Source organism: Auritidibacter ignavus (assembly GCF_003703835.1).
In the GTDB taxonomy this organism is placed as follows: Bacteria; Actinomycetota; Actinomycetes; order Actinomycetales; family Micrococcaceae; genus Auritidibacter; species Auritidibacter ignavus.
Window position 1 is genome coordinate 152,811 of sequence record NZ_RDQR01000001.1, and the last position, 24,862, is coordinate 177,672.

Here is a 24,862-nt window from a genome sequence, read left to right on the forward strand (position 1 = left end):
AACACGACGAACACATTGCACTGACTGAATCGTCGAGTAAATCAATCGCTGGTGATTTCATCATGACGCAGCGTCATCCCAGAGACTAGACTGGTCCATTATGATGGCACACCTCAAGCAGGGCTCTTCCTCGTCTGCGGCGCTGAAGCAGCGCCTGCGTTTGCTCTTTGAAGCCACAATTTTTAACTACGGCGATTACAACCTGATTTATGCCCACCCGGTCGCGACCGGACCGGCCTTCGTGATCGGCTATCGTCGCCAGCCTTTAGAGATGGTATTGCTGCCGATCGTCACCGAAGAGGTCGAAGCCTTTGGGGTGCACACCGAGGCCGACCGAGAAGACATCCTGACCATTGACCTGTCGAATGTAGCCATGGTGTCTGATTCGGGTGCTGGGTACGGAGTCACCACTGTGACCGGCCATCGCGCACATTTTGATGTGGTGGGAGACCCCGAGGTTCCTCTCGGTGCCGGGCACAGCGTGGCTCTCGAGCAGTTCGATGATTCGGAGGACTTTCACGAGTTCATGACCGAACTGATGGACCAGCTCGATGAGCTCTACAAGCGCAAGCAAGATCAGTAGGCTGAACAAGAGGTCGTGATCGTCACACCGCTCAGATTTAACAATCGATAAACTCCTCTGCTAGAGTAGTTCCTCGTGCGAAACGCGCATCTAGTTCTGCGCCTCTAGCTCAACTGGTAGAGCACTTGACTCTTAATCAATAGGTTGTGGGTTCGAGTCCCACGGGGCGCACTCTAAGTCGGCACCTCGTTTGGCCACACGTCAAACAGGTGCCGTTGTCATATCCGGCGGACACGGCAAATCCACCGTCTACCCACAGCTTTAAAGCCACCAGGCCCGCCTCCACGCTGGGTTGTTTGTGCCTATTGACTGCCAGCTTCCGTGTGGCTCTGAGTCTCCGTCATGGTCTGGGCGCTGGTGCCCACCGACTTACTCCTCCTGCATCACGCCCGCGACAGGACCACGATCTGATCCATCCGGTGCAATCGTTACCTCCCACCCTCTCGCTCTCTCGTCCCAGAGCAGGGTACCTCATGAGGCATCGACCACCATGTCCCGACGTGGCGCAACACCCTGGGTGGGAGCCACCTGTCGTACCGGCCCTCTCGCGACGGGCCGCCTGTTGAGCGTGGCCTGGTACGTGTAACACTGCGTCAAGGACACGAAATATATGACAGGGGAAACCGTCGCGCCAGAGATGAACGGACGAATGTGTCAGTGCTTTGACCTCGACTAGGTCCCAGCCTTCCCTATCTGAAGAATGGTTAATCGTTCCTCTATCAACCAACGTCAATGGGAAAACGGGAAGTGATCTGATGACAGTCCGGCTTAGCGCTTTCGATTTGGTACCGCTCTCTGAAGGGTATACCCCTGCCGAAGGTATTGATCATGCTCGAGCCTTTGCTCGTGGCATTGAAGAAGCCGGCTATCACCGCTTGTGGTACGGGGAGCACCACCTGAACCCAGGGATGTTGGGCTACTCCCCTGCCCTGACCATCGCCTTGTTGGCCAGTGAAACCGGAACCTTGCGGTTTGGTTCCGGAACGGTTCTGACCGGTCACCGCACTCCTTTCTCGGTGGCAGAAGAATTCAGCCTGCTTGAAGCGGCCTTTCCGGGACGAATTGACCTCGGCTTGGGACGTGCCGGGTTGAAGGGCCCTAAAAAGAAGCGCACCGAGGCCGAAGCTGCCAAACAAGAGAAGAAAGATGAGGCTAAGCAGCAGTCAGACGACTACGAGACCGACAACGGCGTGTTTATCCCCGCTTCCCCCGATTTGTCTCACCTCTTTGGCTCACCGCGTGCTACCGCTCAGCAGGCCCTATTGCATCAGCCCGGCGCGGAGCCTCGCTTCTATGATGAGTACCTCGATCAATTACTGGATTTGTTCCATGACCGCGCCGTAGTACATGGCGAACCGATCTCGAATGCCACCGCGGATGTGGGTTCTCCGGAGATTTGGATTTTGGGTACCAACGCCGGTGACTCCTCGCAACTGGCCGCAGAAAAGGGACTACGGTTTGGTGCGAATTATCACGTAGCCCCCACCCATACTCTGGAAGCTCTGGCGGACTACCGCGAGCGCTTCCAACCCAGCGAAGACCTCGATGCCCCATACACCATCGTCTCCGCTGAAGTTTTGGTGGCCGATACCACCTCCGAGGCTGACACCTTGGCAGCTGGTTACGACCAGTGGGTCTACAGCATCCGTAGCGGTCAAGGCGCTATCACATATCCTTCACCCGATACCGCTGCACAAAACCAGCTCACCGCCGAACAGCAACCCCTGGTCCGCGACCGGACGACGACCCGCTACGTGGGGGACCCGCACCAGGTGGTCGAGAAACTCAAGGCGCTACAGGCCGCTACACAAGCCGACGAATTGCTGATCTCGACCATTACCCACGACCCGGAAGCCCGCCTGCGTAGCTTCCAGCTGTTGGCTGAGGCCTGGCAATAGCTTCCCCGTTGCCCTCCGGCTACCCCTGACCACCCATCCCAGCCCATCAACTACCCAACCACCACCGAGAATTTATTGTCACGAGATCCGATTTCAAGCCCTGGCTGATCGGACAGCAACCCTCTCTCTGGAGATCGACCACAATCTCTTACACAGTGGGGTGCTCCAGGTGAAGACAAGGCCCATTCGGCAAGTGTGTTTAAGGAGAATCATGTCACGTGCCACACCCGAAACCTCCCACTTCGTCATCGGAGTTGCGCTGGATCGAGGGGGTTTCCACCCCGCAGCCATCCGGAGCCAGCAGGCTCTTGCCGATAACTTCTCCATCACAGCGTGGGAAGACCTCGTGCGTCAGGCTGAGAACCTGGGGGCCGGATTCGTGACCCTCGAGGATGCGTTCAATGACGCCACCCGCCCGGGATTCGATACGTCGTTGCTGGCCTCGTGGTTGGCGCCCCGCACCGAGAAGATCGGCCTGATCCCGACGCTGACCACCACCCATACCGAGCCCTTCCACGTCTCGAAAAATCTTGCCACGCTTGACTATGTCAGTCACGGTCGCGCTGGCTGGCAGGTTGCAGTCTCAGCCACCGAAGCCGAAACGCTGCTAGTGGGACGAGGACGCGCCTACGACGATGAGGCCTCGCTTTATGCTGAAGCCCGCGACGTCATCGAGGTCGTGCGCGGTCTGTGGGATTCGTGGGAAGACGACGCCGAGATTCGCGATGTAGCCACCGGACGATTCATCGACCGCGACAAGCTCCACTACGTGGACTTCGAAGGAGACTTCTTCTCCATCAAAGGCCCCTCTATCGTTCCCCGGCCACCGCAAGGCCAGCCACTGGTCACCATTGCAGGTACCAGCGAAGAGGTGCTGAACACTGCAGTGCGCGCTGCCGACGTGATCTTCACCGGCACCTCGGCCCCGGAGAAGTTGACCTCACTCCACGAAAGGATTACAACGCTGTCCGACCAGCACGGTCGTGACAAGAACGCGCCGCCGAAGGTCGTGGCCGATGTGTACTTTGCGGTTGATCCAGACGAGTCAGAGGCGCTCGCACGCTGGCAACGCCTCAACGAGGTCCAGACCCTTAATCCTTCTCAGGCCGATGAGGTCGTCATCGGTACTCCAGAGCACCTCAGTGAACGCCTCGACCAGGTCAAGGCCGCCGGGGTTGATGGCGTCCGGCTTTGGCCTGCCCAGAACCAGCACGACCTTGCTGTGATCGAGCAGCACCTGAAATCTGTCGTGGAGACACTCCAAGATCACCCAGCCGATAACAATGCCGCTCCATTGCGGGCCCGGTTCGGACTTGGTCGTCCCGCAAACCGGTACGCCTCAGCTTCCTCGTCCGCTTCCGCTCACTAACCTCCCCCAGGAGACACTCATGACGAATCAGCAGAATCACTCTTCCCCTCGCCAGATCATCCTTGGGGCACACTTCCCCGGGGTGAATCATCACACCGTGTGGTCCGATCCGGAGTCTGGAAGCCACATTGAGTTCGAGTCTTTTGAGAAGTTCGCCGCCGAAGCCGAGCGTGGTCGCCTGGACTTCATTTTCTTGGCCGAAGGGCTCCGACTGCGCGAAAACCGGGGTCTGATCCACGACCTGGATGTCGTTGGTCGCCCCGACACGTTGCCGATCTTGGCAGCCTTGGCCTCGGTGACCGACCACATTGGACTGGTCGGGACTATTAACGCCACCTTCAATGAGCCCTATGAGGTGGCTCGGCAATTTTCAACCTTGGACTATGTCTCCAACGGGCGAGCTGGTTGGAATATTGTCACCACCTCCGATTCCTTCCACGGCGCCAACTTCCGTCGTGGCGGTTACCTCGACCGGGCGGACCGCTATGTGCGGGCTTCTCAGGCTCTGGATGTTGCCAATCGTTTCTGGGCAAGCTGGAAAGATGTCGAGTCCGAGCGGGAACGTGTGAACGTCACCAACGATCAGTTCGATATTCACGGCGAGTTCCCGCTCCCCCGTTCCCCTCAGGGGCGTCCGTTGATCTTCCAGGCCGGAAAATCCGCTCAGGGTCAAGACTTCGCGGCCGGTAACGCCGATGCTATTTTCACTTTGCACACTGATAACGAAGACAGCCGACAGTTCTACCATGAACTCTCCGAGCGGGTGCGACAGGCCGGCCGTGATCCCGAATCTGTCAAGATCCTGCCGGGTACTTCCGTTGTTGTGGCAGATACCGATGAAGAAGCAGAAGAACTGGCTGCGACGATTCGGGCTCAGCAGGTCAGCGGTCAGACCGCCATCCTGTTGCTGGAACAGATTTGGAACCGAGAGCTTTCAGAGTTCGATCCCGAGGGCCCACTTCCTGATGTGGACCCGGTGGTCGGTGAAACCACCATCAGTAAGGGTCGCAGTGAGGTCAGGCATGACGACCGGTTCGCGGCCGTGCAGAAGCTGCGGGACATCGCTGAGGCGCGCAATCTGAACCTGCGCGAAACAGTGATTGCCACCCAGTCGCGGCAGACCTTCGTCGGAAGCCCTGAAACCGTGGCGTCCGAAATGATTGAGACTGTGGAAACCCATGTCAGCGACGGATTCATTCTGGCACCACATCTGAGCCCGACCGGACTCGTGCCTTTCATCGACCGCGTTGTTCCGTTACTCCAAGAGCGGGGTGCTCTACGCACCGAATACCCCGAGGGCGCAACGTTACGTGAATTGCTCGGTCTGCCCACAACGTGGGATCCGGCCACGACCGGCCGGGCAACTTTCCGGCAGGGGGTGAACGTCTCATGAAGCATCGTCACGCACGGTCCTCACGCCATGGCGTCCGCTCGCTAGCCCTTGTTGCAACGGCCCTATTTGCCTTCACTGGTTGCAGCAGTGGAACTGGCCTGGAATTTTCCCCCGCCGCGGAGGTGGACGAGGAGAACGTTTTACACTTTGCACTCGGAACAGATGCGGGTTGCGTTGATCCCCAACAAGTGACGCTGAACGACGCCGTCTTTTCGCTCCGTCATTTGGTGGATTCGCTCACCGACCAAGATCCTGAAACCGGTGAAATCGTCCCCTGGCTAGCTACTGACTGGGATGTTAACGACGATACGACCGAGTTCAGATTCACGCTACGGTCCGACGCGACCTTCTCTAATGGGGAACCAGTCAATGCTGAAGCCGTCAAGGCAAATTTTGAACGAATCCTCGAGTTGGGCGCACGTGGTGGACTGACAAGGAGTTACCTGGACTACTACGAGGACACCGAGATCATCAGCGACCACGAATTTGTGGTGAAGTTCTCCGAACCGAACGCCCAATTTATGCAAGCCACATCCACCCACAACCTGGGTCTAATAGCTCCAGAATCACTAGAGAAATCGGATGACGAGCGGTGCGAAGGCGTCATCGGATCTGGACCCTTTCTCTTGGATTCGTACGTACCAAACGAGGGCATAAACCTCGTGGCCCGCCAAGACTATGACTGGGGGTCCTCAATCTATGACAACCGCTCGGCTCCAAAAGTGTCCGCTGCTAGTTTCTCCATCGTTCCGGAGTCCGGGGTGAGGGCCGGTCTGCTCCAATCAGGACAGGTCGACGCTATCAGCAGTGTAGCTCCACAGGATATTCCGGCACTGGAACAGACCACTGCCACTCTCCACACGGTTGTCAATCCTGGGGTGCCGATGACCATTCGCATGAACCACGACAACCCCTTGATACAGGAACATGCTGTGCGTAAAGCGATTTCTCTGGCAATCAACCGCAAACAGTTAGCCGAAGTGGTCTATCCTGATGACGCTCCTGTTGCCACCAGTATCCTCGCTTCAACTACCCCGGGGCACGCAGACTTCTCTGAAGAATTGCGATACGACCCAGATGAAGCCATTGAGTTGCTTACTGACGCTGGATTCAGCCCTGATGAAGACGGTGTTATGGCCCGGGATGGCGAGCGTCTCGAGTTCGATTTCACCTGGGCCATGGTGTTCGCACCTAACTCAGCGGCAGTCGAATTGCTACAACAGCAACTTGCGGAAGTCGGTATTGCCACCGAGCTACATGAAGACGCAATTGCTCAGTGGAATGCGAGAGTGATCGAAGGAAATTACGATATCGACTGGTTCAATACAACCCGCGCTGATGGTGACCACCTACGGACCATATTCGACTCTAGGCTAGGCAATATTTCTAACCTGCCTGAAAACTATCACACTGATGAAGCCTTGGCGCTTCAGTCCACCACGCTAGATCCCGACGTACGCGAAGAAGCGCTTTATCAAGCGCAAAAAGCACTCGTCGAAGATTACACCGCCGTTCCAATTATTGATGTGACCAATGTGGTTGGTACCTCCGACGAAGTATCAGGAACGCGGTTCGATGCCGCAGCAAGAGTCCGTCTCAACGACATCACTCTAAATCGAGGTGAGGAATGATGGCCCGATATATCGGTATTCGAGTCCTCATGGCCCTGGCTGTGTTATGGGCCGCATATACCGTTAGTTTTATCATTCTCTATATCGTTCCCGGCGATCCTGTACTGGCCATGGCCGCCGGGGGAATGGATAGTGGTGGCGTAGATGAAGAACTTCTCCAAGAGATGCGCGAAGCTTATGGGTTCAATGACCCGTTGATCGTCCAGTACTTCAATAATCTTGGTGCAGCCATAACGGGTGATTTTGGGAACTCCATTCAGACCGGGCGTCCCGTTAGCACAGCGATCGCTGAAGTTATACCGGCCACTGCACAGTTGGCAGGCGTCGCTTTGTTGCTTGCTGTGGTATTGGGGGCAGCTATTGCCTTGCTGGCCACCTACACCAGAATCACATGGTTGAAGAACCTCTTGCTGTCGTTGCCTCCTCTGGCCATCTCACTGCCCACCTTCTTCATTGGTTTGCTACTCATCCAGGTTTTCAGCTTCCAGTTGGGTTGGCTACCTGCGTTGGGTGGCTCCGACTTCGCAGGGATTGTCCTTCCTGCGGTGACCTTGTCGCTTCCCATCGGAGCGCTGATCTGCCAGGTCTTTGCATCCAGCCTGGAAAGAAGCTCGGCAGAGTCCTACGTCAATACAGCGCGGGCAAAGGGGCTCAACCGGTTTACCGTGCACCTGCGCCATGTGGCCCGAACCTCGCTGGTCCCGGCCCTATCGATGGTGGGACTGGTCGCCGGCGGTTTACTAGCCGGGTCAGTCATCGTTGAAACGGTGTTCTCACGTCCCGGTGTCGGACAGCTGACGGTTCAAGCTGTTTCCACTCAGGATCTTCCGGTGGTTCAAGGCATTGTCGTCTTAGCAGCTGTCGTCTTTGTCACCGTGAATCTGCTGGTGGACCTGGTGTTGCCAGCGATCGATCCTCGAGTACGACTTGGCCGTCGTTTCGCCTAAGAGAACGGGAAACTCATCATGACTCAAACACTCTCTGCTCGACTGCCCCGATCGTCCGCAGAACCTACCATCGCACAACGATCTCAACACAACCGACCACCACAATTCTCGCCAAAATCCATCACGTCTCGAATCGGGCTGATCCTGGCCGGTGTGTTCTTGGCCCTCGTGGTGATCGCTGCCTTTTTCCCCGGGGTCCTGGCTCCCGGTGATCCTTACCAAGGTGATACCAATAACGTGCTACAGTCGCCCAGCCTGGCCCATTGGTTCGGTACCGATCAACTCGGCCGAGATTTGTTTACCCGCGTAGTCCACGGTACTTCACTGTCACTGCAGACCGCCCTGATGGCCGTTGTCATCGCCTTCGTGAGCGGAAGCTTCTTCGGAGTGCTCTCTGGATTCCTGGCAGGTAAAGTCGACCAGGTCATCATGCGCGTTGTGGATGTCCTTTTGGCGATTCCTTCGTTGCTCCTCTCACTCGCGTTGATTTCCGCACTCGGTTTCGGCTCGTTGAATGTTGCCATTGCTGTCGCTGTGGGGTCCGTGGCAACCTTTGCTCGCATCGCACGGTCCGAGAGCCTCAAAGTCTCGGGTGCAGACTATGTTGATGCGGCCCGTTCCGTGGGCTCCAGTCGATTCAGCATCCTGGTGCGGCACGTGTTGCCCAATGCTTCCGGACCTATCATCGCGCTGGCCGTATTGGAATTTGGCAACGCCATCCTGGCGGTCTCCGCCTTGAGCTTCCTGGGCTTCGGTGCTCCCAAGCCGGCACCTGAATGGGGAGCCCTGGTCTCTGAGGGCCGCAACTATCTCTACAGTGCTAGCTGGTTGACGCTACTACCGGGCCTGGTGGTAGCTGCTACTGTGCTCTCCGTCCACGTCATTGCCCGCCGGATTTCCGCGCGAAAGGGGGTTTGATTCCCATGACCGTTCTGCTTGAAAATGCCTCGTCGAGCGCCCCGAAGCCAACGACACCGTTGCTTCAGTTGGAAGGACTGAAAGTCGATTATCGATCCGGGTCCTCCACCACACCGGCCCTACACGGCATCGATTTTGCTGTCTACCCCGGACAGAGAATCTCCGTGGTAGGCGAGTCCGGGTCCGGCAAGTCCACCTTGGCTCTGTCCCTGCTCGGGTTGCTCCCGCCGGAAGCCTCCATTCGTGACGGCAAACTCTCCTGGGGCGATACCCCCGTCGCGCTGAGCTCTGATCGAGCCTGGCAACGACTCCGTGGTCAAAAGATCGGATTGATCCCTCAGGATCCCGGTGTCAGCCTCAACCCGGTCTACACCATTGGCCATCAACTCATTGAGGCCATTCGCGCCCACCAGAAGGTGCCGAAGGCTCTTGCCCGTCAACGCGCTCTGGAGTTGCTCGACCAGGTAGGGCTCGATGCGGTAGAGACCCGTTTTGACCAGTACCCACATCAACTCTCGGGTGGTATGCGTCAACGCGTCCTCATTGCTATTGCCTTGGCTCCCGAGCCGGATCTGCTCATCGCGGATGAGCCCACCTCCGCTCTGGATGCCACGGTGCAGCGCAAGATCTTGGACCTGCTGGATTCCATCATCAGTGAGCGAGACATCGCCTTGGTGCTCATCACCCACGATTTGGCAGTCGCTGCGCAACGCACCGAGACCACCGTGGTGATGCACCACGGAAACGTGGTGGAAATCGGAGACACCGGAACCATCCTCAATACCCCCACGCACAGCTACACCCAGCGTCTGGTGGCTGCGGCTGATTCATTACACCGCTCGACACATATCCGTCCGCCACTGGACGTCGAAACCGAAGTCCTGGTCCAGGTCCGCGGACTGAAACGCCATTTCGCCCAGCCAAAGGCCACGTCACGGCGCCGTGACGCCTCAACATTGCGCACCAACGCCGTTGACGGCATTGATTTCGTGATCCGGCGCGGTGAGACACTGGCACTCGTGGGTGAATCGGGGTCCGGTAAATCTACCACCGCACGATTGGTACTCGGTTTGGATACTCCGACCGAGGGAACCGTGACCTTCGACGGTGAGCCCGTCCATAACCTGTCGGGACGTCGTTGGCGACAGTTGCGTCGCCGGGCGCAGTTGATCTACCAGAATCCGTTTGCGTCATTGAACCCTCGCTGGAGCCTGGAGCAGATCATCACCGAGCCCCTGCGCGCTTTCAAAGTCGGCAACCGCGCCGAGCGTCGTGCCACGGCCGAGACACTGCTCGACCAAGTCGGGTTACCCGCCACGTTTGGGTCCAGATTGCCCAGGGAGCTGTCTGGCGGTCAGCGTCAACGCGTCGCGATTGCACGGGCCTTGGCCTTATCCCCCGACTTTGTGGTCTGCGATGAGCCGGTCTCAGCCCTGGATGTTTCGGTCCAGGAACAGGTGTTGGACCTGATGTTGGATCTGCAAGCCGAACACGAATTGACCTATTTGTTCATCACCCATGACCTGGCTGTCGTACGCCGACTAGCACACCGCGTCGCGGTGATGAACCAGGGCAAAATTGTCGAGACCGGCACCACCCAAGAGGTGTTTGCTAACCCGCAAGAAGAATACACCGCCTCGTTGCTCAAGGCTGTTGAACCTCTTGGGGCAGGACACTAGCAACGCCAGCGACACCCAATACCGCAATAGCTGAAAGACCTCCGGCCACCACGATGCGGATCTCAGATTCCGTTAGTCACCGGAGGTCTTCTGCTGTCGGTTCCTCGCCCTGTGTCCCGTACCCGTCAGCCCACCGCACACGAGTGCCGTCATCATCAGCGCCGTCGTTAGCACGTACCAGCGACCTGCAGGGCTCTCGGAGGCTCCTGTCTTGAGATTCTCGCCGTACACCGTGCGGGGCTGAGGAGTGCACGGACGAGTCCGCTGGTAGCCGCCGTCCGCTCCAGGTGGCCGGACTGCTTGGCCCCAAAGTCACGAAGGCCCGACTCACGACCGCTGAATCGCGTTATCGTAGGGGAACGGGAAAATCGGGAAACGGGAATCAGCAGACCGAGTCGGTCGGTTTCGGATTATCCATCCCGAACAGCGCGCGGGCTTTCAACCCGGCCCAGGTACCCGCCAACGCGGCCACGGCCCACAGCCAACCCGACACGGATCCCGAGGCAATGCCACCTAAGTAGGCGCCGATATTGCACCCTTCGGCAAGACGGGCGCCGATCCCCATCAGGATGCCGCCAAGAACAGCGATGCCTGCTTGCCTCCAGTTGATATTGCGGGCAAACGCCCAGGTCCCGGCCGCCGTAGCAGCAAGGGCTGCCCCGATCATGATGCCAAAGTTTGTCAGTGAGTTCTTGTGGGAAAGCACTGAACCCTCCAGCATGGCGGCCCAGTTTTCTTGTTGCCAGAATTCCCACGTTTCGGGCTGGAAACCAATGAACTGTAGAACCTTGGCGCCCCACAGAGCGAAGGCATTGGTAATGCCCCAAATTCCGCCAGAGACCCACATCACGGCCCCGCCGAGCACCGCGAGCACCAGTGCTCCAACCCACATCGGCCATGAGCCTCGTAGTATTCGAGCAGCACCACGTGCTGTCGGAGGGTTTCCGGTTGGAGGTGGGTTGCGACGGCCCTGGACAACGCGCGTGATCGCCACAATAACAAGTAGCACCGCAATGGTGATCGCCCAGCCTCCCACATAGCCGACATGGTCTGAGAGCAATACCGGTTCCATACCGGGAAGGTCAGAGACCAACGGGTAGAAAAATGGGGCGGTATAGATGATGGAACCAGCGATAAAGCCAATCAGCGTGGGGATCACCATCGATTGTCCGGAGCCCACGGCAAAAAGTGTTCCCGAGGCGCAACCACCGCCCAATTGCATCCCCATGCCGAAAATAAAGGCACCTAGGAGAAGCCCTACCCCGATCGTCCCGGCATAGGGCGTCGGTTCGTTGCCGAAGGCTCCCCACCCGGTGGTAAAGAGCAACATAAAGATTGTTGCAGTTGTCCCGAGTAAGAGAGCGTGATTTCGAAGTCCTTTACCATTGCCGACAGCTACCAGCTGTCGCCAGGCGGAGGTAAAACCGAACCGGGAGTGAAATAGCGCTACGCCGAGTCCGAGGCCAATGAGAAAGAGCACGCCGAAGTAGAGCCCCTGCTCTATGCCGGCGTTGAGGGAGTTGACATTGTAGATCAGGGCCAACAACCCGATGGCCAATAGAATGAAGATGCTGATCTTGTTACGTTGTACCGGACCAACCGGATCAGGCTTCGGAGGTTCTACTCGAGTCGGCGCCGGTTCGAAGACTGAGAATTCTGTTTTTGTCTTGCTAGTTGTCATTGCTCAACAGACCCTTCGGAACAGACGTCACCAGCAAACGCTGGGCAGAGACATTAGTTGGACCAGGCTAACGCCGATCACGTTGTTAACATCAGCTGTCTGTCATAAAGGGTCATCACCCGGTCACGAACATTAACACGGAACTTTCTCCCCAGAACCGCTGGCGCGCCCGTGTTTCGCGAAGTGTGCCCAGCAACGGCTCGGGCCCGTCGCAAGCTTGCGAGGGGCCCGAGCTGTTACTGGTGAGCTTGGTCTGTGCTCTGTGGGATCCAACTAGCTGCGCAGAGCGCGCTCAAGATCGATCAGCAGGTCCTCGATGTTTTCGATGCCCACGGACAGCCGCACCACATCAGCGGGCGGAGCTTGTTCGCTGCCCTTGGTGGAACCGTGTGTCATGGTGGCAGGATGAGAGATGAGCGACTCGACGCCACCGAGGCTGACCGATAACAGGAACGTTTCGGTGGATTCGGCCACCTGACGCGCTTTGGCCTCTCCCCCGTTTAATCGGAAGCTCACAATCCCCCCGGAATCACTCATTTGTCGACGAGCGATGTCGTAAGTGGGGTGGGAAGACAATCCGGGGTAGAAAACCTGGTCGACCTCGGACCGATCCTGGAGCCATTCCGCGATGATTCGTGCATTTTCACAGTGTTGTTGCATCCGCACGCCCAGAGTTTTCAACCCACGAGAGGTGAGGAAACAGTCCTGGGGGCCTGCCACAGCACCGGCAGCGAATTGCTGGAAGCCGATGACCTCGGCTAGTGGTTTGTCTTCCCAGCTCGTCTGGCCAACCACAATGGCGCCACCCAAAACGTCTGAATGGCCGCCAATGTATTTGGTGGTTGAGTGAATCACCAGATCCGCACCGAGAGTGATCGGCTGTTGTAGTGCCGGTGATGCGAAAGTGTTATCCACTACGAGCAGTCCGCCATATTGATGCGTTGCTTCTGCCCAGGCAGAGATATCAACCACGGTCAGCAACGGGTTGGAGGGCGTTTCCAACCAGACCACGTCAGGACGGTATGTTTCCACCGCCTGAGCGAGCTTGTCTTGCTCGCTGGGACTCACGAAGACGGTATTAACTCCCCACCGAGCGTAGAGCTGGGTGAGCAGTCGGTGTGTACCACCGTAGGTTTCGGCCGTGCTGACAACGGTTGCACCAGGTTTCAGCACCGCCCGCAACAGAGCATCTTCAGCAGCCATGCCCGAGGCAAAACTAAACGCTGCAGCACCGGCCTCGAGCTTGGCCAGCTGTTCTTCGAGACCGGTCCGTGTGGGATTACCGCCGCGGGAATATTCAAAGCCAGCGCGTAGTGTTTCCACACCGGGTTGCACAAACGTCGAGGTTTGATAGATCGGTGGAATCACCGCTCCGGTCAGTGGATCCGGGTCTTGACCAGCATGGATGGCTCGGGTTCGGAACCCCGGGGTGGGATTTTCGTTTTTCTTGCTCGGGATGTTGTGGTGAAGATCAAGAGTTGTCATGACAGTGCCGCCTTTGCTGATTCTTCTGCCTTAGTGGTGTTTGCATCTGCCCAGACCTGTTCGGACGCGGGCTGATTTGCTTGAACAAGCTGGTCCAGCCCTTGTTTGACGTCGTGCCACAAATCGTCGACATCTTCGCGTCCAACTGCCAGTCGCACGGTGGTCTCGTTGATCTGTCCAGCGATGCGAAGCTCCTCCGAAAGGCGACAGTGGGTCGTGGTCAGCGGGTGGGTGATCAAGGAGCGAGAGTCGCCAAGATTGACCGCCAGGGTAAACAGCTGCAGTGAATTGAAAAACCGCTCAACACCGGCAGAATCGGTATTCAATTCGAAAGAGAATACCGCTCCCGTCCCCCGCGTGAAGTCTCGTTCCGCAATGTCTTTATTCGGGTGAGATTCCAGCGAGGGGTGGCTCACCGAACGCACACCGGGGTGCTGTTCCAGTCGACGAGCGAGTTCCGTAGCGGTCTGGCTGTGGCGGGGCAACCGCAGGTCGAGCGTTTCAATACCCTCCAAAGCCTGCTGGGCGTTCAACGCCGATAGCACCGGTCCCACGTCGTTGAGCAACTGTGCTCGAAGCAGATGCAGCACAGAGCCTGCCTCCCCGTATTTCTCCACCAAGGACTGAGGACCAAAACGAGGGCGTGGTGTGGTCAGCTGTGGCCATAGCTCTGGACGTTGTGAGGGATGGAAATTGTCCGTGACAATGACCGCTCCTCCGAGAGAGGAACCGTTTCCGACCAAGTATTTGGTCACCGAGTGCACCACGAGGTCAGCACCCAGACGAGCAGGTTGGAGCAAATACGGTGTCGCCAGGGTATTGTCGACAATCAGTGCCACCCCGTGCCGGTGAGCAACTTCTGCCAAGGCCGGGATATCCGGCAGGTCTGCGTGTGGGTTGGCAATGGATTCGACCACAAAGACCCGCGTGCGTTCGGTGATCGCTTCCTCCCACTGCTGGGGATCGTGCGGATTGACCCAGGTGGTGGTGATCCCGGCTTCCGCCAGGCTGTCGTTGAGCAAGTCAGCGGTGCCACCATAGATACGGTTTGAAGCCACCACGTGGCCGGCCGGAGCCTCCGGATGGGGTTGACCGTCTGGGCTTTGCGAGGACCGTCCTGCCAGGGCCAGCACACTCAGCGTGATGGCGGCCTGGCCCGACGCGGTGGCGACCGCCCCGACTCCGTCTTCCAGGCTGGCAAGTCGCCGTTCCAGCAATCCAACCGTGGGATTTCCAGTTCTGGAATAGGTCAGTCCAGGTTGACGTTGGGCGAAGACTTCACGGGCTTGGGCGAAAGAATCGAATCCGAAGGCAGCTGAAACATAGACTGGTTCGCGTACAGGACGAATGGATTCATCCGGGATACGGCCCGCGTGAATTTGTTGGGTACTAAACCCGGATTGACATGGGCCCTCAGAGTCTTCGGCAGAAAAGTGACTGGTAGTAGACATAACGTCCCCCTTGATACTAGGGCGTGTCTGCCAGTGCTGGGCACGCCGTGCTTGCCTCCAGCGGTGTGCTGAAGACCGGATCATCATCTGAGGCACCCCGTCACAGCGGAAAGGGTTGCCGACCGGCCAGTCAGAGCTTGTTGAACCGGTTCTCGTGATCCTTTGTCAAAGTATTCTACTTGTTTTCGAGGAGTGGTTGGTCTAACGAATTTGGTCTCAACCTCCGCTACCGCCACCCACTCTGAAAGACACTTTAAAAATCGCCCTGATAGTGGTCAAAGCACCGGGTGGAGGACCCGTCATATTCTGTCGTCAAACCTTCATTACCGTGAATATCTCACATTATGACGACGCTGGCCGCGCCGGGTTCTTTCCCCACGCGGCCAGCGTCGCGGTGTGTCTTCCGTGCCGTCGTTATTCGACGATCAGGTGACGCTTAGTGCACCCGGCGGTTGCGCACCGGGACGAAAATGGTTCCTCACACAATCGAGCCCACAGCCAGGCCGGCAATGGCCAAGATGTTTCCGGTACCGGTAGTCGCCACGTCTGAGGACGAACCAGAGCCAGTTGCACCAGACTGCTCATCCAAGCGGCGCTTGTTCGGTGCAGCACCCTCCGTTGCGGTTCCGGATCCACCGCTTTTGTCCTCGTCCACGGCGTTCTCAGGCGCACGGTACGTGATGGTTCCCGTGGTCTCATCAAGCGAGATCTCCCAGTCGTCTGGGACGGTAAATGACTCGTCGATTGCAAATCGAGTCCCCTCTGGCAGTTGCGGCTCGACGGTTTGTGGGGCCGCAACCGTTCCACCCGGTGCAGCGGTGACCGCCTCATATCCCGGACCATACTGCTCGCTCGCAGACGTGACGGTAATCGTCACCGGCACGGTATACTCCCGCGGTTCGGCGTTCTGTGGGGTGGGTGCGACGGCAATGGAACCATCCTGTTGCAGTGCGGCCCACTGTGGCCACTCTCCGTCGACATCGACGGTGGTGCCGTCGGGCAACGGGTTGCCATCGTTTCCGCGTGGCACCGCAACGGTCGCTTCCTCGTTCATCGCTACGGTGATGGGCTCGTAGACAGGGACTTGAGCCACGATAACCTTAACCTGAAGTTCATCAGGGTGACCATCACCAAAGGTGCGCTGAATCGGAACGGTATAGGAGCCCGGCTCGACCGTGCTGTCTGCCGTTGCGGTCACCTCACCATTCTCCGGATTAACCGTCACAGGAAGTCCTTCGGGGCATCCGGCGTGTACTTCACGGCGCTATTCGGGGCCGGTTTATCACCGATATCATTGGTCTTTGCATCATCTCCGCCGGCTTTGACCGTCACCGGCTCCCAGTTATGCATCGGTGCTTCGCACTGATAGGGAACTTCTCCGAGGGATCCTGGGAGTAGTCGGGGGCTCACCACCCGTTCCAATCCGCAGGCGGGAATTCTGCCTCAACGTCTCCGACGAGGTCGCATCACGTTCATCAACCCAGTCATCTAAGATCGCGGTCAGAGTCTCGCCCGCGCGTGGCGCGCGGGTCATCATGTAGCCGGTATCGAGGTAGGGATTCTGGAAACGTTCCCGAACCGTGGCTGGGCTCGTGGTGTCCGTGTGTGACGTGCTGGGAACGCCAGGGGCTGAGATCCTGTGAATTCTTCGACGGGGATTCCCCGGCCAGGGTGATGCACCACGAGTCCGGATTGTGTCGCACCATCGGGTCGTGTCTGGGGCCAGTGCAACTCCTGGCTCGGTGTGGGCGCACTCGAGAATTGGTGAGCCACGTCGGCGGTGCCCACCCCATTGTGGTGTGCATCCTGCACGGGGGTGTTAGCCAGGGGCGGGATCGGGATTGCGGTCACCACGGGCACACCGGCACCCAGAAGCCCACAGGTCAACACGCTGGTACCGAGAATGATCGATGGACGCGTTTTCCGGTGCGCTGAGCAAACCCGGTGGCGCCTTTCCTGCAGGGTAGCAGGCATGTTGGTCTCGTTTCTGCGGTCACACTGATCTCAACCGCTGGAAAGATCGTCACGTGTCCGGACACCAGGTGTGATGGCAAGCAACGTCTCCACTCCAGCAATCAGGCTCTTACCATCGAGTAGAAATCTTCCGAAAAGCCCCTAGTCCAGTGAGCGTTCGGCGTGCTGCGCGGCACGCCAGCGGAAGAATACTGCTAGCAATCCGCCAGAAATATTGTGCCAAACACTGAATACGGCGGCCGGTAGCGCCGCGGTGGGGTTGAAGTGGGACGCGGCGAGCGTTGCGGCCAGTCCAGAGTTCTGCATCCCGACCTCGACCGAGGTCGTGCGGGCCACACGCGAGGGGTAGCCAAATAACCGCGCGGCGCCATAGCCCAGCAGGTAACCAATCCCGTTGTGCACGATGACCGCCAGTAGCACCAAACAGCCAGCGGTGACGATGGCATCAGCAGAACCGGACACCACAGCAATCACCACGTAGGCAATGCCGAGCACACTCACCCACGGTAAAAGTGGCAGAATCTTGTCGATCCACTGACGCAACAGCCACCGCACGAGCAGACCGGCCACAATCGGGATCAGCACCATCTGCACGATAGACCACGCCATGCTCCCGGCATCCACGGGCAAGAGTGCTCCGGCCAGCCACTGGGTCAACAGCGGGGTAATAATCGGGGCCAGCAGGGTCGAAACCGAGGTGATCGTCACCGACAGCGCCACATCCCCCTTGGCCAAATAGGTAATCACGTTCGAGGAGGTCCCGCCGGGGGCACAACCGACCAGAATCACCCCGACCGCCAACTCCGCAGGGAGCTGGAAAATCCACACCAGTCCCACCGCAAGCACCGGCATGATCACGTATTGAGCCATAGTGCCCAACAGCACCGGCAGGGGACGTTTAACCACCAGCGCAAAGTCCGGCAGGGTTAACGTCAGTCCCATGGCGAACATGATGATCCCCAAGGCAATATTGGTGAACTCTCCCAGCCCGGCGGTCTGGTCGGGGAAGAAGAACCCCACGAGAAAAGCCACAATAATAATGGCTGGGAAAACCGTCACGGCCAGCCGGGCTGACCGGTCTTCTTTGACCTGTGCGGTGTGGGTGAGTTCTTGAGTGCTGGGGTCTTGTTCAGCCACAGTACCTGCCTTCGAGTCACGAGGTGTCTCCGGTCCGACACCACGCAGCGGGCGGTGCAGATCGGTCTATCTGTCGGTTCAGTAGAATCCCTGGTCTGGTGTCGTGTCAAAACCGATGACCACCGGTGACCACATAGTGAGCACCGGTAGTGCGAGCTCAGGTTCAGATGGGGTGAGTTGTAGGCTGGAGTCACGGTGGCCAATCGTGTAGAGGAGATGAACACAGATGACGCTCAACAGCAGAAAAGCCCTGATCATCGGCGCTCTCATCGGGCTCGTGGCGTCCTCGGTCGTCGAGGGCATCCGGTGGCTGACCGGCCAACGGATCATCGAGGATCTGCTGGGTACGCTGGTGACCATCGCACTGTTTACCCTGGCCGGAGCGGTCCTGGGTTTGTGGCTGTATCAGGTCCGTCGCCGTTCCGCCGAAACTGACTCCTCAGGCACGGGCTCGTCGAGCTCCTCGAGCTCGCACCGTTCTCAGCGGTGATCTAACCGTCAGCAGAGCCACGGTGTGCCAGTCGGCGCACCAGCTTCTCGCCCTCAACAATCAACAGCACCGTCGATCCGATCGCCGTGCACATCAGCCATTCGGTGACCGACAAGGCGGTCAGACCAATCAGATCCGCGATCGGCTCCCAACTGGATGCCAACCACTGCAACCCCAGAGCAGCCAGCGCTGAAATGAGCAGGAGCGGGTTCGAGAAGGGGTTGAGCCGGAACACCGATTGACGTTCTGCCCGGGCGGAGAACACCTGGAAGAAGTTAAACATCACCATGGTGATCAATGCCAGGGTACGACAGTGGTCGAGCTCGAGACCAGCTTCGTGGGCCATCCGGTAAACCAGCAAGGTGCCCACACCCATCCAGGTACCGGTGATCACCGTGCGCAACCACATGGTGCGGTTCAGTACGCCCTCAGAACGTGGTCGGGGAGACTGGTCCAGTTCGTCTCCTTCACCTTTTTCGAAGGCCAGGGCAATGTCCTGAATACCGTTGGTCACCACGTTCATGAACAGCAACATCACCGGCAAGAAGATCAGTGGTAACTCGGTGAAGGTGTTGACGGCGACCGCGATCAACGCGGCAAGACCGTTGGAGAGCAGGAAGAAGGTGGCTTTACGAATCGAGGAGAACGTAATGCGCCCCTGGCGCACCGCCTCGACGATGGTCACGAAGTTGTCGTCGGTGAGTACGACATCGGAGGCTTCCCGGGCCACGTCGGTGCCGGACTCGCCCATCGCCACACCGATCGAGGCGGCTTTCAGCGCCGGCGCGTCATTGACGCCGTCACCGGTAATGGCCACGATTTTGTCCTGTTCTTGCAGAACTTTGACGACGCGCAGTTTGTCCTGCGGTGACATGCGGGCAGCGACGGTGATCTGTGGCAGTCGCTCCACCAGTTCAGGATCAGACAGTTCCGCCAGCTCGGTGCCGGTGATGACCGACTCCGCTTCGGAGTGGCGGGAGCTGGTGGTCTGTGTCGGGGCCAAACCCAACCGGTCGGCGATCGCCGCGGCGGTGGTGGGGTGATCACCGGTAATCATCATCACGTGCACGCCAGCCTCACGGCACTGGGCAATAGCGTCTTCCACGCCCCCACGCGGTGGGTCCATCATCGCTTGCAGACCACTGAGTTCCATTCCGGTGGGTCTCGGAGCCTGAGAGTTTTCGAACTCTTCCACCAGCTCGTCGAGTTCGTCGTCGGCAATCTGGCGGTGAGCGGTGGCAATCACGCGCAGCCCGCGGTGAGCCATCTCCGAGACGGCTTTCCGGGCTTTATGGGCGGTCTCCTCGTCCACGGTGCAGAAATCCAAAATCGTTTCAGGAGCACCCTTGGCATGCAAGACCGCGGTACCATCCGGATCAGTGCGGATGGTTTGCGAGTAGGCCAGCTCGGGCTCATAGGGCATGGAGGCCATCGGCGTTTGACCCCGCTCCTGGCTCGTGACCTGTTCCGATTCGAGCCCAGACACCGCCATGGCCACATCCACCGCGTCACCGATCAGATCAAGCAGAGAACCTTCGCTGTCGGTTCCTTCACTATCGGCATCCGCACCGTCGCGGTCGCCCTCGGCTGCCGGAACGGCGTCGTTGGTGAGCGCCCCGGTGCGCAAGCACTGCGTCTGCGCTGCGGTGTAATCTTCCAGCTCTTCACGGTTCTCCCCGCTGATGGTCACGGTTCCCGCATCTGGAGTCCACAGTTGTTCGACGGTCATACGGTTGACCGTCAGCGTCCCGGTTTTATCGGATCCGATCACGGTGGTGGATCCCAAGGTTTCGACACTGTGGAGTTGGCGAACGACCGCACGGTGTTTGGCCATACGAGACACACCGACGCCCATGGCTACTGAGAGCACAATGGGTAGCGCTTCGGGCATCGCGGAGACCACCAAGGCGACAGTGATCAGGAAGGTATCGCCGATCGTGGTGCCCATGATCAGGCTAGAAATGAAGGTCAGGATCGCCACGCCCAGAATCACGTAGGCGATGTTGCGTTCCAGCTGGTCGGTGAGAATCTGCAACGGTGTTTTGGCCGATTCTGTGCTGACCAGTTCGGCAATGTGTCCCAGCTCGGTATCGGTACCGGTGGCGACCACCACACCGCGGGCCCGGCCTGAAATGACCAGGGTGCCCGAGTAGCCCATATTGATGCGGTCGCCCAGGGAGATATCGGCCTCAAGGACCTCGTCGTGTTTGCTCACCGCCATCGCTTCTCCAGTGAGCATGGATTCATCAACTTGGAGGCCGTTAGACTCCAGAATTCTCACATCGGCGGCAATCTGGTCCCCCGATTCCAGATACAGCACATCACCGGGAACGACATCACTGGCCGGAATCTGCGACTGTTCGCCTGCTCGAATCACCGTCGCGGTCGGGGCCGATAGTTCTTGCAGGGCTTTGACATCACGTTCTGCTTTGCGGGCCTGCCAGAAACCGATACTGGCGTTGAGCAACAACACCAAAACGATCACCAGGACATCGAACCATTCCTGCAGTACAGCGGTCACCACCGCGGCGACGGCCAAAAAGAGCACCATCGGTGAGCGGAACTGTTTGGCCAAGGTGACATACCACGCGTCGCTGTCGGAGGTGGGCAACCCGTTGGGGCCACATTTCTCTAAGCGTCGTTGGTGCTCCTGGGAGCTGAGTCCCTCAGCGGTGGTTTCCACCGCCTGAAAGGTCTGGTCAACACTGAGCTCATGCCATTGCTGGGCGTTGGGAGGTGAGAATAATGACGATGTCTTCTGGACGGTCGTGGTGGCCAACGCAGTCTCCTCATCCTGGCCTGTACTGCTCAGTCTCTCCGTGTCTTATTCTAGGCAATCAACCTGCTCAGAGGGGTTGAGACGTTGCTAACGCCTCCGAACACAACGCCAGCTATTTCACGCCGGCGTCTTTGAGAATTTTGCGTACGCGGAACGCTAGCACCAAGGAAATAATCCCCGAGATGATGGCAAACAGGCCGAGTACCCACACCAGACTGATGATGGTGGCCCCAGGCTGGACGAGCAAAAGTACGCCGAGCACCAGACCAGCAATCATCATCAGCACGCCCAACAGGGTGCTCCAGCCACCGGTGTACCGAGAGGCGATGACGAAGATTCCGCGCAACAACACGGCGGCGACGATAATCCAGGACGCCACCAACAACAGCACGCTTCCGGAAATCAGCGGGAAAACGATGAACAGCAACCCCAGCAGCAACGAGATGATGCCGGTGGCCACGATCCAGCCCCAGCCAGGCTCATCGGCCTTACGCTCACGATGGGCATCAACGAATTCCGCCACACTGTAGACCACCAGTCCAACCCCGATAAAGACCGCTGCCAGTGTGCCGAGCGCGGGGGCGAGAATTGCTGGCGCCAGCACCATCAGCACACCGATGATCAACGCAAAAATCCCGCGGAAAAGTATGGTCCCGAAACTCAGTTTCCGCACGAAGCTGCGCACCTGGTCCTGTGCGACGAATTCGGGAGGGGTCTCGGAGGGTTGAGAGGCGTCGTGAGGGGTGGACATAACCGGCTCCTTAAAGTGGTTGTGATCAGCGGCGATTATGAGCAATTGCTGAAATCGGTCCTGAGGTGTGTTTAGTTCTATCCTCGCCGTCACCCTCCAGTTTTTGCTAGTCGATGTCTTCGTGTTTCACTGTTACTGAAGTTGTGCCACAGTAGGGGTATGACTGATGCACAAACCGCTCGACTCGTCCAGGGCGATGTTGCCCCCGATTTCACCTTGCCAGATGCCCGCGGCCAGCAGGTCAGCCTCAGCGATTATTCCGGTGACAAAGTAATCGTCTATTTCTATCCTCGGGCGATGACTCCTGGGTGCACCACCGAGGCGTGCGATTTCCGAGATAACCTCAACCGCTTCGCACAGGATGGCTACCAGGTGGTGGGTATTTCGCCGGACCCGGTCGACAAGCTCGAAAAATTCACGGAGAAAGAAGATTTGAATTTCCCGGTGCTCTCCGATGCCGATCACGCCGTCGCCGAAACCTACGGAGCCTGGGGCGAGAAAAAGAATTACGGAAAAGTCACCGAAGGCTTGATTCGTTCGACCATTGTTGTTGGTCCCGATGGCACCGTCGAACTGGCTCAATATAATGTTCGCGCCACAGGGCACGTGTCGAAATTGCGTCGCGACCTCGGATTGGACTAACCAAACGAGACCCACCAGACGGTCCAGACTAGCCAGGGGCCGACAAATGCGGTAAACGGAAGTCGTTTCAGCTACACTGGTCTACGGTCTTCGCCGACCGTTGCGGGCGTGGCGGAATTGGTAGACGCGCTGGATTTAGGTTCCAGTGTCTTTGACGTGGGGGTTCAAGTCCCCCCGCCCGCACTGTTGAGATTGAGTGAGCAGTTATCTACCGAGTCATCGCGTGATGGGGGCTAGCTATGGAACTCTCACGCCGCTCGTTGCTGAGTGCGGTTGCTGCCGGTGGGCTCGGTCTGGTCGGCGCCCGGCACCTTTCCCCGGCCGTGGCTTCCACCCCGAAACCACCCCGTTTGGCCCAGCCATCCTCCGGCACGCTCCGGTTAGGCATTCCCAGTCGGCCGATGTCCACCGATCCTTCGGTGGTCAGTGACCACGATTCGTTGCGGCTCACCCGACAGGTCTACGACACACTGGTGGCTATCACCCCGGACACCGGTGAACCCACCGCCCGACTGGCACTGGAATGGGACCGTTCTGCCGACCATTTGCGTTACGATTTCACGTTGCGTGACGACGTAGAGTTCCACGACGGAACACCGCTGACTGCCGAGATCGTGGCCCAAAATTTTCAGCGCTGGGCCACCCTTCCCGAGCGGTTAGACGAGGCGGGAATATCTACGCGCCCCCGACTGGCCTTCGCCATAGTCTTTGGCGGCTATACCGGTGAGACCGAGTGTCTGTATGACTCCAGTGAGGCCGTCGATGATACCCATTTCCGACTTCAGCTTCACCAACCGATCTCAGGTTTGGTCTCGGCGCTGACGGACCCGTCTTTTGCCATCACCTGCCCTGAGGACTGGCCGGCGTTCGATCAGGAACTATCCCGCCTGAATGCTGACCCCGAGGCGACCGAGATCATCTGGCCGATGGTTCCCCTATCGGGCACCGGTAGCTTTACCTGGCCCGAGAACATCGACTCGGACGCAACCAGCGTGACGTTGACCCGCACCGAGACGGCCGTTTCCAATCCAGATATTCCCACCGAAGAACAGGTCACCGAAGTCCACGCGGTGGTGGTCACCAGTGTGCACCAGCGACTCTACGGCCTCGAGTCCGACCAGCTCGATGCATTCGATGGGGTAGCCCCGGCGGTCTTACGCCCGTTGGTGCAAAACGGTTTCCAAGTCATTCAGCGCGACCCGATGTCCACCGTGTATGTGGGCTTCAACCAGCAGCACCCGGTGGTGTCCTCGTTGCAAGTGCGCCAGGCGGTCGCCCACGCGATTGACAGCCAAGACCTGGTCAACGAAACCATGCTGTCCGGGTCGATGGTGGCCGATCATTTCCTCCCGCCAGCGATCATGCAGGCCCCAGAAGACATCCAGTCCTATCCTTTCGACGTAGCCAGAGCCCAAGAGTTGCTGGACTCATCGGCCTATCAAGGCCAGGAACTGGAGTTCTGGTATCCGATCGAGGTCGGTCGTCCATATCTACCCAATCCCGAGGCGGTCTACGCCAAAATCTCGGAGGATCTGGCAACCATTGGCCTGGTGCTCAAACCGGTGCCCGTCCCCTGGGAGGACTACTACCTGCAACAGGTCCTGTCCGCCAATTCCAACCGGGCCTTCCACCTACTCGGTGCCCACGCGGTCACCCGCGACCCGTTACGCATGCTGGCTCGACTGTTCGGACCCCCGAACCCCGAATTCGGGTGGGAAAACCCGATGGTAGCCCAGACACTGCGCACCGCCCGCAGCGAATTGGATTCTTCCGCCCGTGACCGACAGCTCGCCCGTATTTCTCGCGCCGCCGCTCTGGATCTGCCGGCTTTTCCGCTGGCCTTTCCGATTTCCTCGCTGGCTTCGGGGTCTCGGGTGCAGTACTACCCGATTTCGCCGGTGCTCGATGAACATTTTGACCACCTGCGGCTCAGCCAGTAACCCATCTCTGTGACGCGGTGAGACTGAGCTGATCCGGCTGATCGGTAGTAGAGTGAACCTGTTAGATGATCCGCGGCCGCGCGCCGGTCAGATAGTCGATCCGAAAATCAGGAG

19 protein-coding genes, 2 tRNA genes and 2 riboswitches are annotated in these 24,862 nt (G+C 58.6%); of the genes, 13 read left to right on the forward strand and 8 right to left on the reverse strand.

Translation table 11 applies throughout. From position 1 onward, the window contains the following. Positions 1 to 100: 100 nt before the first annotated feature. The 9 genes from DYI20_RS00695 (at position 101) to DYI20_RS00735 (ending at position 10,418) form a co-directional block, all read left to right on the forward strand. Complete coding sequence (locus tag DYI20_RS00695; RefSeq protein ID WP_233242775.1) at positions 101 to 583, forward strand: hypothetical protein; 483 nt, start codon at positions 101 to 103, stop codon at positions 581 to 583. Positions 584 to 681: 98 nt separating this feature from the next. Beyond that, a tRNA-Lys gene (locus DYI20_RS00700) sits at positions 682 to 754 on the forward strand. A 584-nt stretch (positions 755 to 1,338) separates the two neighbouring features. Then, entirely contained in the window at positions 1,339 to 2,481 is a 1,143-nt protein-coding gene (locus DYI20_RS00705; RefSeq protein WP_110100319.1) for an LLM class flavin-dependent oxidoreductase, read from the forward strand. A gap of 76 nt (positions 2,482 to 2,557) precedes the next feature. Next, a riboswitch (SAM riboswitch) is annotated at positions 2,558 to 2,683 on the forward strand. Between the two features lie 9 nt (positions 2,684 to 2,692). After that, positions 2,693 to 3,850, forward strand: a complete 1,158-nt coding sequence (locus DYI20_RS00710; RefSeq protein WP_110110036.1) for an LLM class flavin-dependent oxidoreductase — start codon at positions 2,693 to 2,695, stop codon at positions 3,848 to 3,850. Positions 3,851 to 3,869: 19 nt separating this feature from the next. Continuing rightward, complete coding sequence (locus tag DYI20_RS00715; protein WP_110122604.1) at positions 3,870 to 5,243, forward strand: NtaA/DmoA family FMN-dependent monooxygenase; 1,374 nt, start codon at positions 3,870 to 3,872, stop codon at positions 5,241 to 5,243. A gap of 122 nt (positions 5,244 to 5,365) precedes the next feature. Next, positions 5,366 to 6,874 carry an ABC transporter substrate-binding protein gene (locus tag DYI20_RS00720; protein ID WP_183145566.1) on the forward strand — a complete coding sequence of 503 codons (1,509 nt, stop codon included), beginning with the start codon at positions 5,366 to 5,368 and terminating at the stop codon, positions 6,872 to 6,874. After that, positions 6,871 to 7,821 (forward strand): ABC transporter permease, encoded by a 951-nt coding sequence (locus DYI20_RS00725; RefSeq protein WP_243857352.1) that lies wholly within the window; start codon positions 6,871 to 6,873, stop codon positions 7,819 to 7,821. The genes DYI20_RS00720 and DYI20_RS00725 overlap by 4 nt, the downstream gene beginning before the upstream one ends. An 18-nt stretch (positions 7,822 to 7,839) precedes the next feature. Then, positions 7,840 to 8,739, forward strand: coding sequence for an ABC transporter permease (locus DYI20_RS00730; RefSeq protein ID WP_122548687.1), 900 nt, complete (start codon positions 7,840 to 7,842; stop codon positions 8,737 to 8,739). 5 nt (positions 8,740 to 8,744) lie between these two features. Further along, complete coding sequence (locus DYI20_RS00735) at positions 8,745 to 10,418, forward strand: dipeptide ABC transporter ATP-binding protein (protein WP_122548688.1); 1,674 nt, start codon at positions 8,745 to 8,747, stop codon at positions 10,416 to 10,418. Positions 10,419 to 10,800: 382 nt separating this feature from the next. Here the strand turns inward: DYI20_RS00735 and DYI20_RS00740 are convergent, their stop codons facing one another. The 6 genes from DYI20_RS00740 to DYI20_RS00760 form a co-directional block, all read right to left on the reverse strand. Beyond that, positions 10,801 to 12,099 (reverse strand): YeeE/YedE family protein, encoded by a 1,299-nt coding sequence (locus DYI20_RS00740; protein ID WP_110100313.1) that lies wholly within the window; start codon positions 12,097 to 12,099, stop codon positions 10,801 to 10,803. A 273-nt stretch (positions 12,100 to 12,372) separates the two neighbouring features. Continuing rightward, positions 12,373 to 13,584 carry a cystathionine gamma-synthase gene (locus DYI20_RS00745; RefSeq protein WP_110100312.1) on the reverse strand — a complete coding sequence of 404 codons (1,212 nt, stop codon included), beginning with the start codon at positions 13,582 to 13,584 and terminating at the stop codon, positions 12,373 to 12,375. After that, on the reverse strand, positions 13,581 to 15,035 hold the full coding sequence (locus DYI20_RS00750; RefSeq protein WP_110100311.1) for an O-acetylhomoserine aminocarboxypropyltransferase/cysteine synthase family protein: 1,455 nt from the start codon (positions 15,033 to 15,035) through the stop codon (positions 13,581 to 13,583). The genes DYI20_RS00745 and DYI20_RS00750 overlap by 4 nt, the downstream gene beginning before the upstream one ends. A gap of 42 nt (positions 15,036 to 15,077) precedes the next feature. Then, a riboswitch (SAM riboswitch) is annotated at positions 15,078 to 15,195 on the reverse strand. A 318-nt stretch (positions 15,196 to 15,513) separates the two neighbouring features. Continuing rightward, positions 15,514 to 16,260, reverse strand: a complete 747-nt coding sequence (locus DYI20_RS00755; RefSeq protein WP_122548689.1) for a Rib/alpha-like domain-containing protein — start codon at positions 16,258 to 16,260, stop codon at positions 15,514 to 15,516. Next, a complete protein-coding gene (locus DYI20_RS12735) occupies positions 16,257 to 16,385 on the reverse strand; it encodes a hypothetical protein (protein ID WP_255410735.1) in 129 nt (42 codons plus the stop codon). The genes DYI20_RS00755 and DYI20_RS12735 overlap by 4 nt, the downstream gene beginning before the upstream one ends. 765 nt (positions 16,386 to 17,150) lie before the next feature. After that, complete coding sequence (locus DYI20_RS00760) at positions 17,151 to 18,146, reverse strand: bile acid:sodium symporter family protein (protein WP_110100309.1); 996 nt, start codon at positions 18,144 to 18,146, stop codon at positions 17,151 to 17,153. Between the two features lie 226 nt (positions 18,147 to 18,372). Here DYI20_RS00760 and DYI20_RS00765 point away from each other — a divergent pair, with 226 nt between their 5' ends. Continuing rightward, a complete protein-coding gene (locus DYI20_RS00765) occupies positions 18,373 to 18,636 on the forward strand; it encodes a hypothetical protein (protein ID WP_110099748.1) in 264 nt (87 codons plus the stop codon). A gap of 1 nt (position 18,637) precedes the next feature. On the opposite strand, the gene DYI20_RS00770 is transcribed toward DYI20_RS00765, so the two are convergent. Next, positions 18,638 to 21,415: a cation-translocating P-type ATPase gene (locus tag DYI20_RS00770; protein WP_110100308.1), complete on the reverse strand. Its 2,778-nt coding sequence runs from the start codon at positions 21,413 to 21,415 to the stop codon at positions 18,638 to 18,640. Between the two features lie 112 nt (positions 21,416 to 21,527). Further along, a complete protein-coding gene (locus DYI20_RS00775; RefSeq protein ID WP_110100307.1) occupies positions 21,528 to 22,166 on the reverse strand; it encodes an HdeD family acid-resistance protein in 639 nt (212 codons plus the stop codon). 159 nt (positions 22,167 to 22,325) lie between these two features. Between DYI20_RS00775 and bcp the strand changes: the two genes are divergently transcribed. The 3 genes from bcp to DYI20_RS00790 all read left to right on the forward strand — a co-directional run bounded on the left by bcp (position 22,326) and on the right by DYI20_RS00790 (position 24,748). Next, entirely contained in the window at positions 22,326 to 22,808 is a 483-nt protein-coding gene (gene bcp / locus DYI20_RS00780; RefSeq protein ID WP_110100306.1) for a thioredoxin-dependent thiol peroxidase, read from the forward strand. Between the two features lie 102 nt (positions 22,809 to 22,910). After that, a tRNA-Leu gene (locus tag DYI20_RS00785) sits at positions 22,911 to 22,991 on the forward strand. 56 nt (positions 22,992 to 23,047) lie between these two features. Further along, positions 23,048 to 24,748 (forward strand): ABC transporter substrate-binding protein, encoded by a 1,701-nt coding sequence (locus DYI20_RS00790; protein ID WP_122548690.1) that lies wholly within the window; start codon positions 23,048 to 23,050, stop codon positions 24,746 to 24,748. Positions 24,749 to 24,862 lie beyond the last annotated feature (114 nt).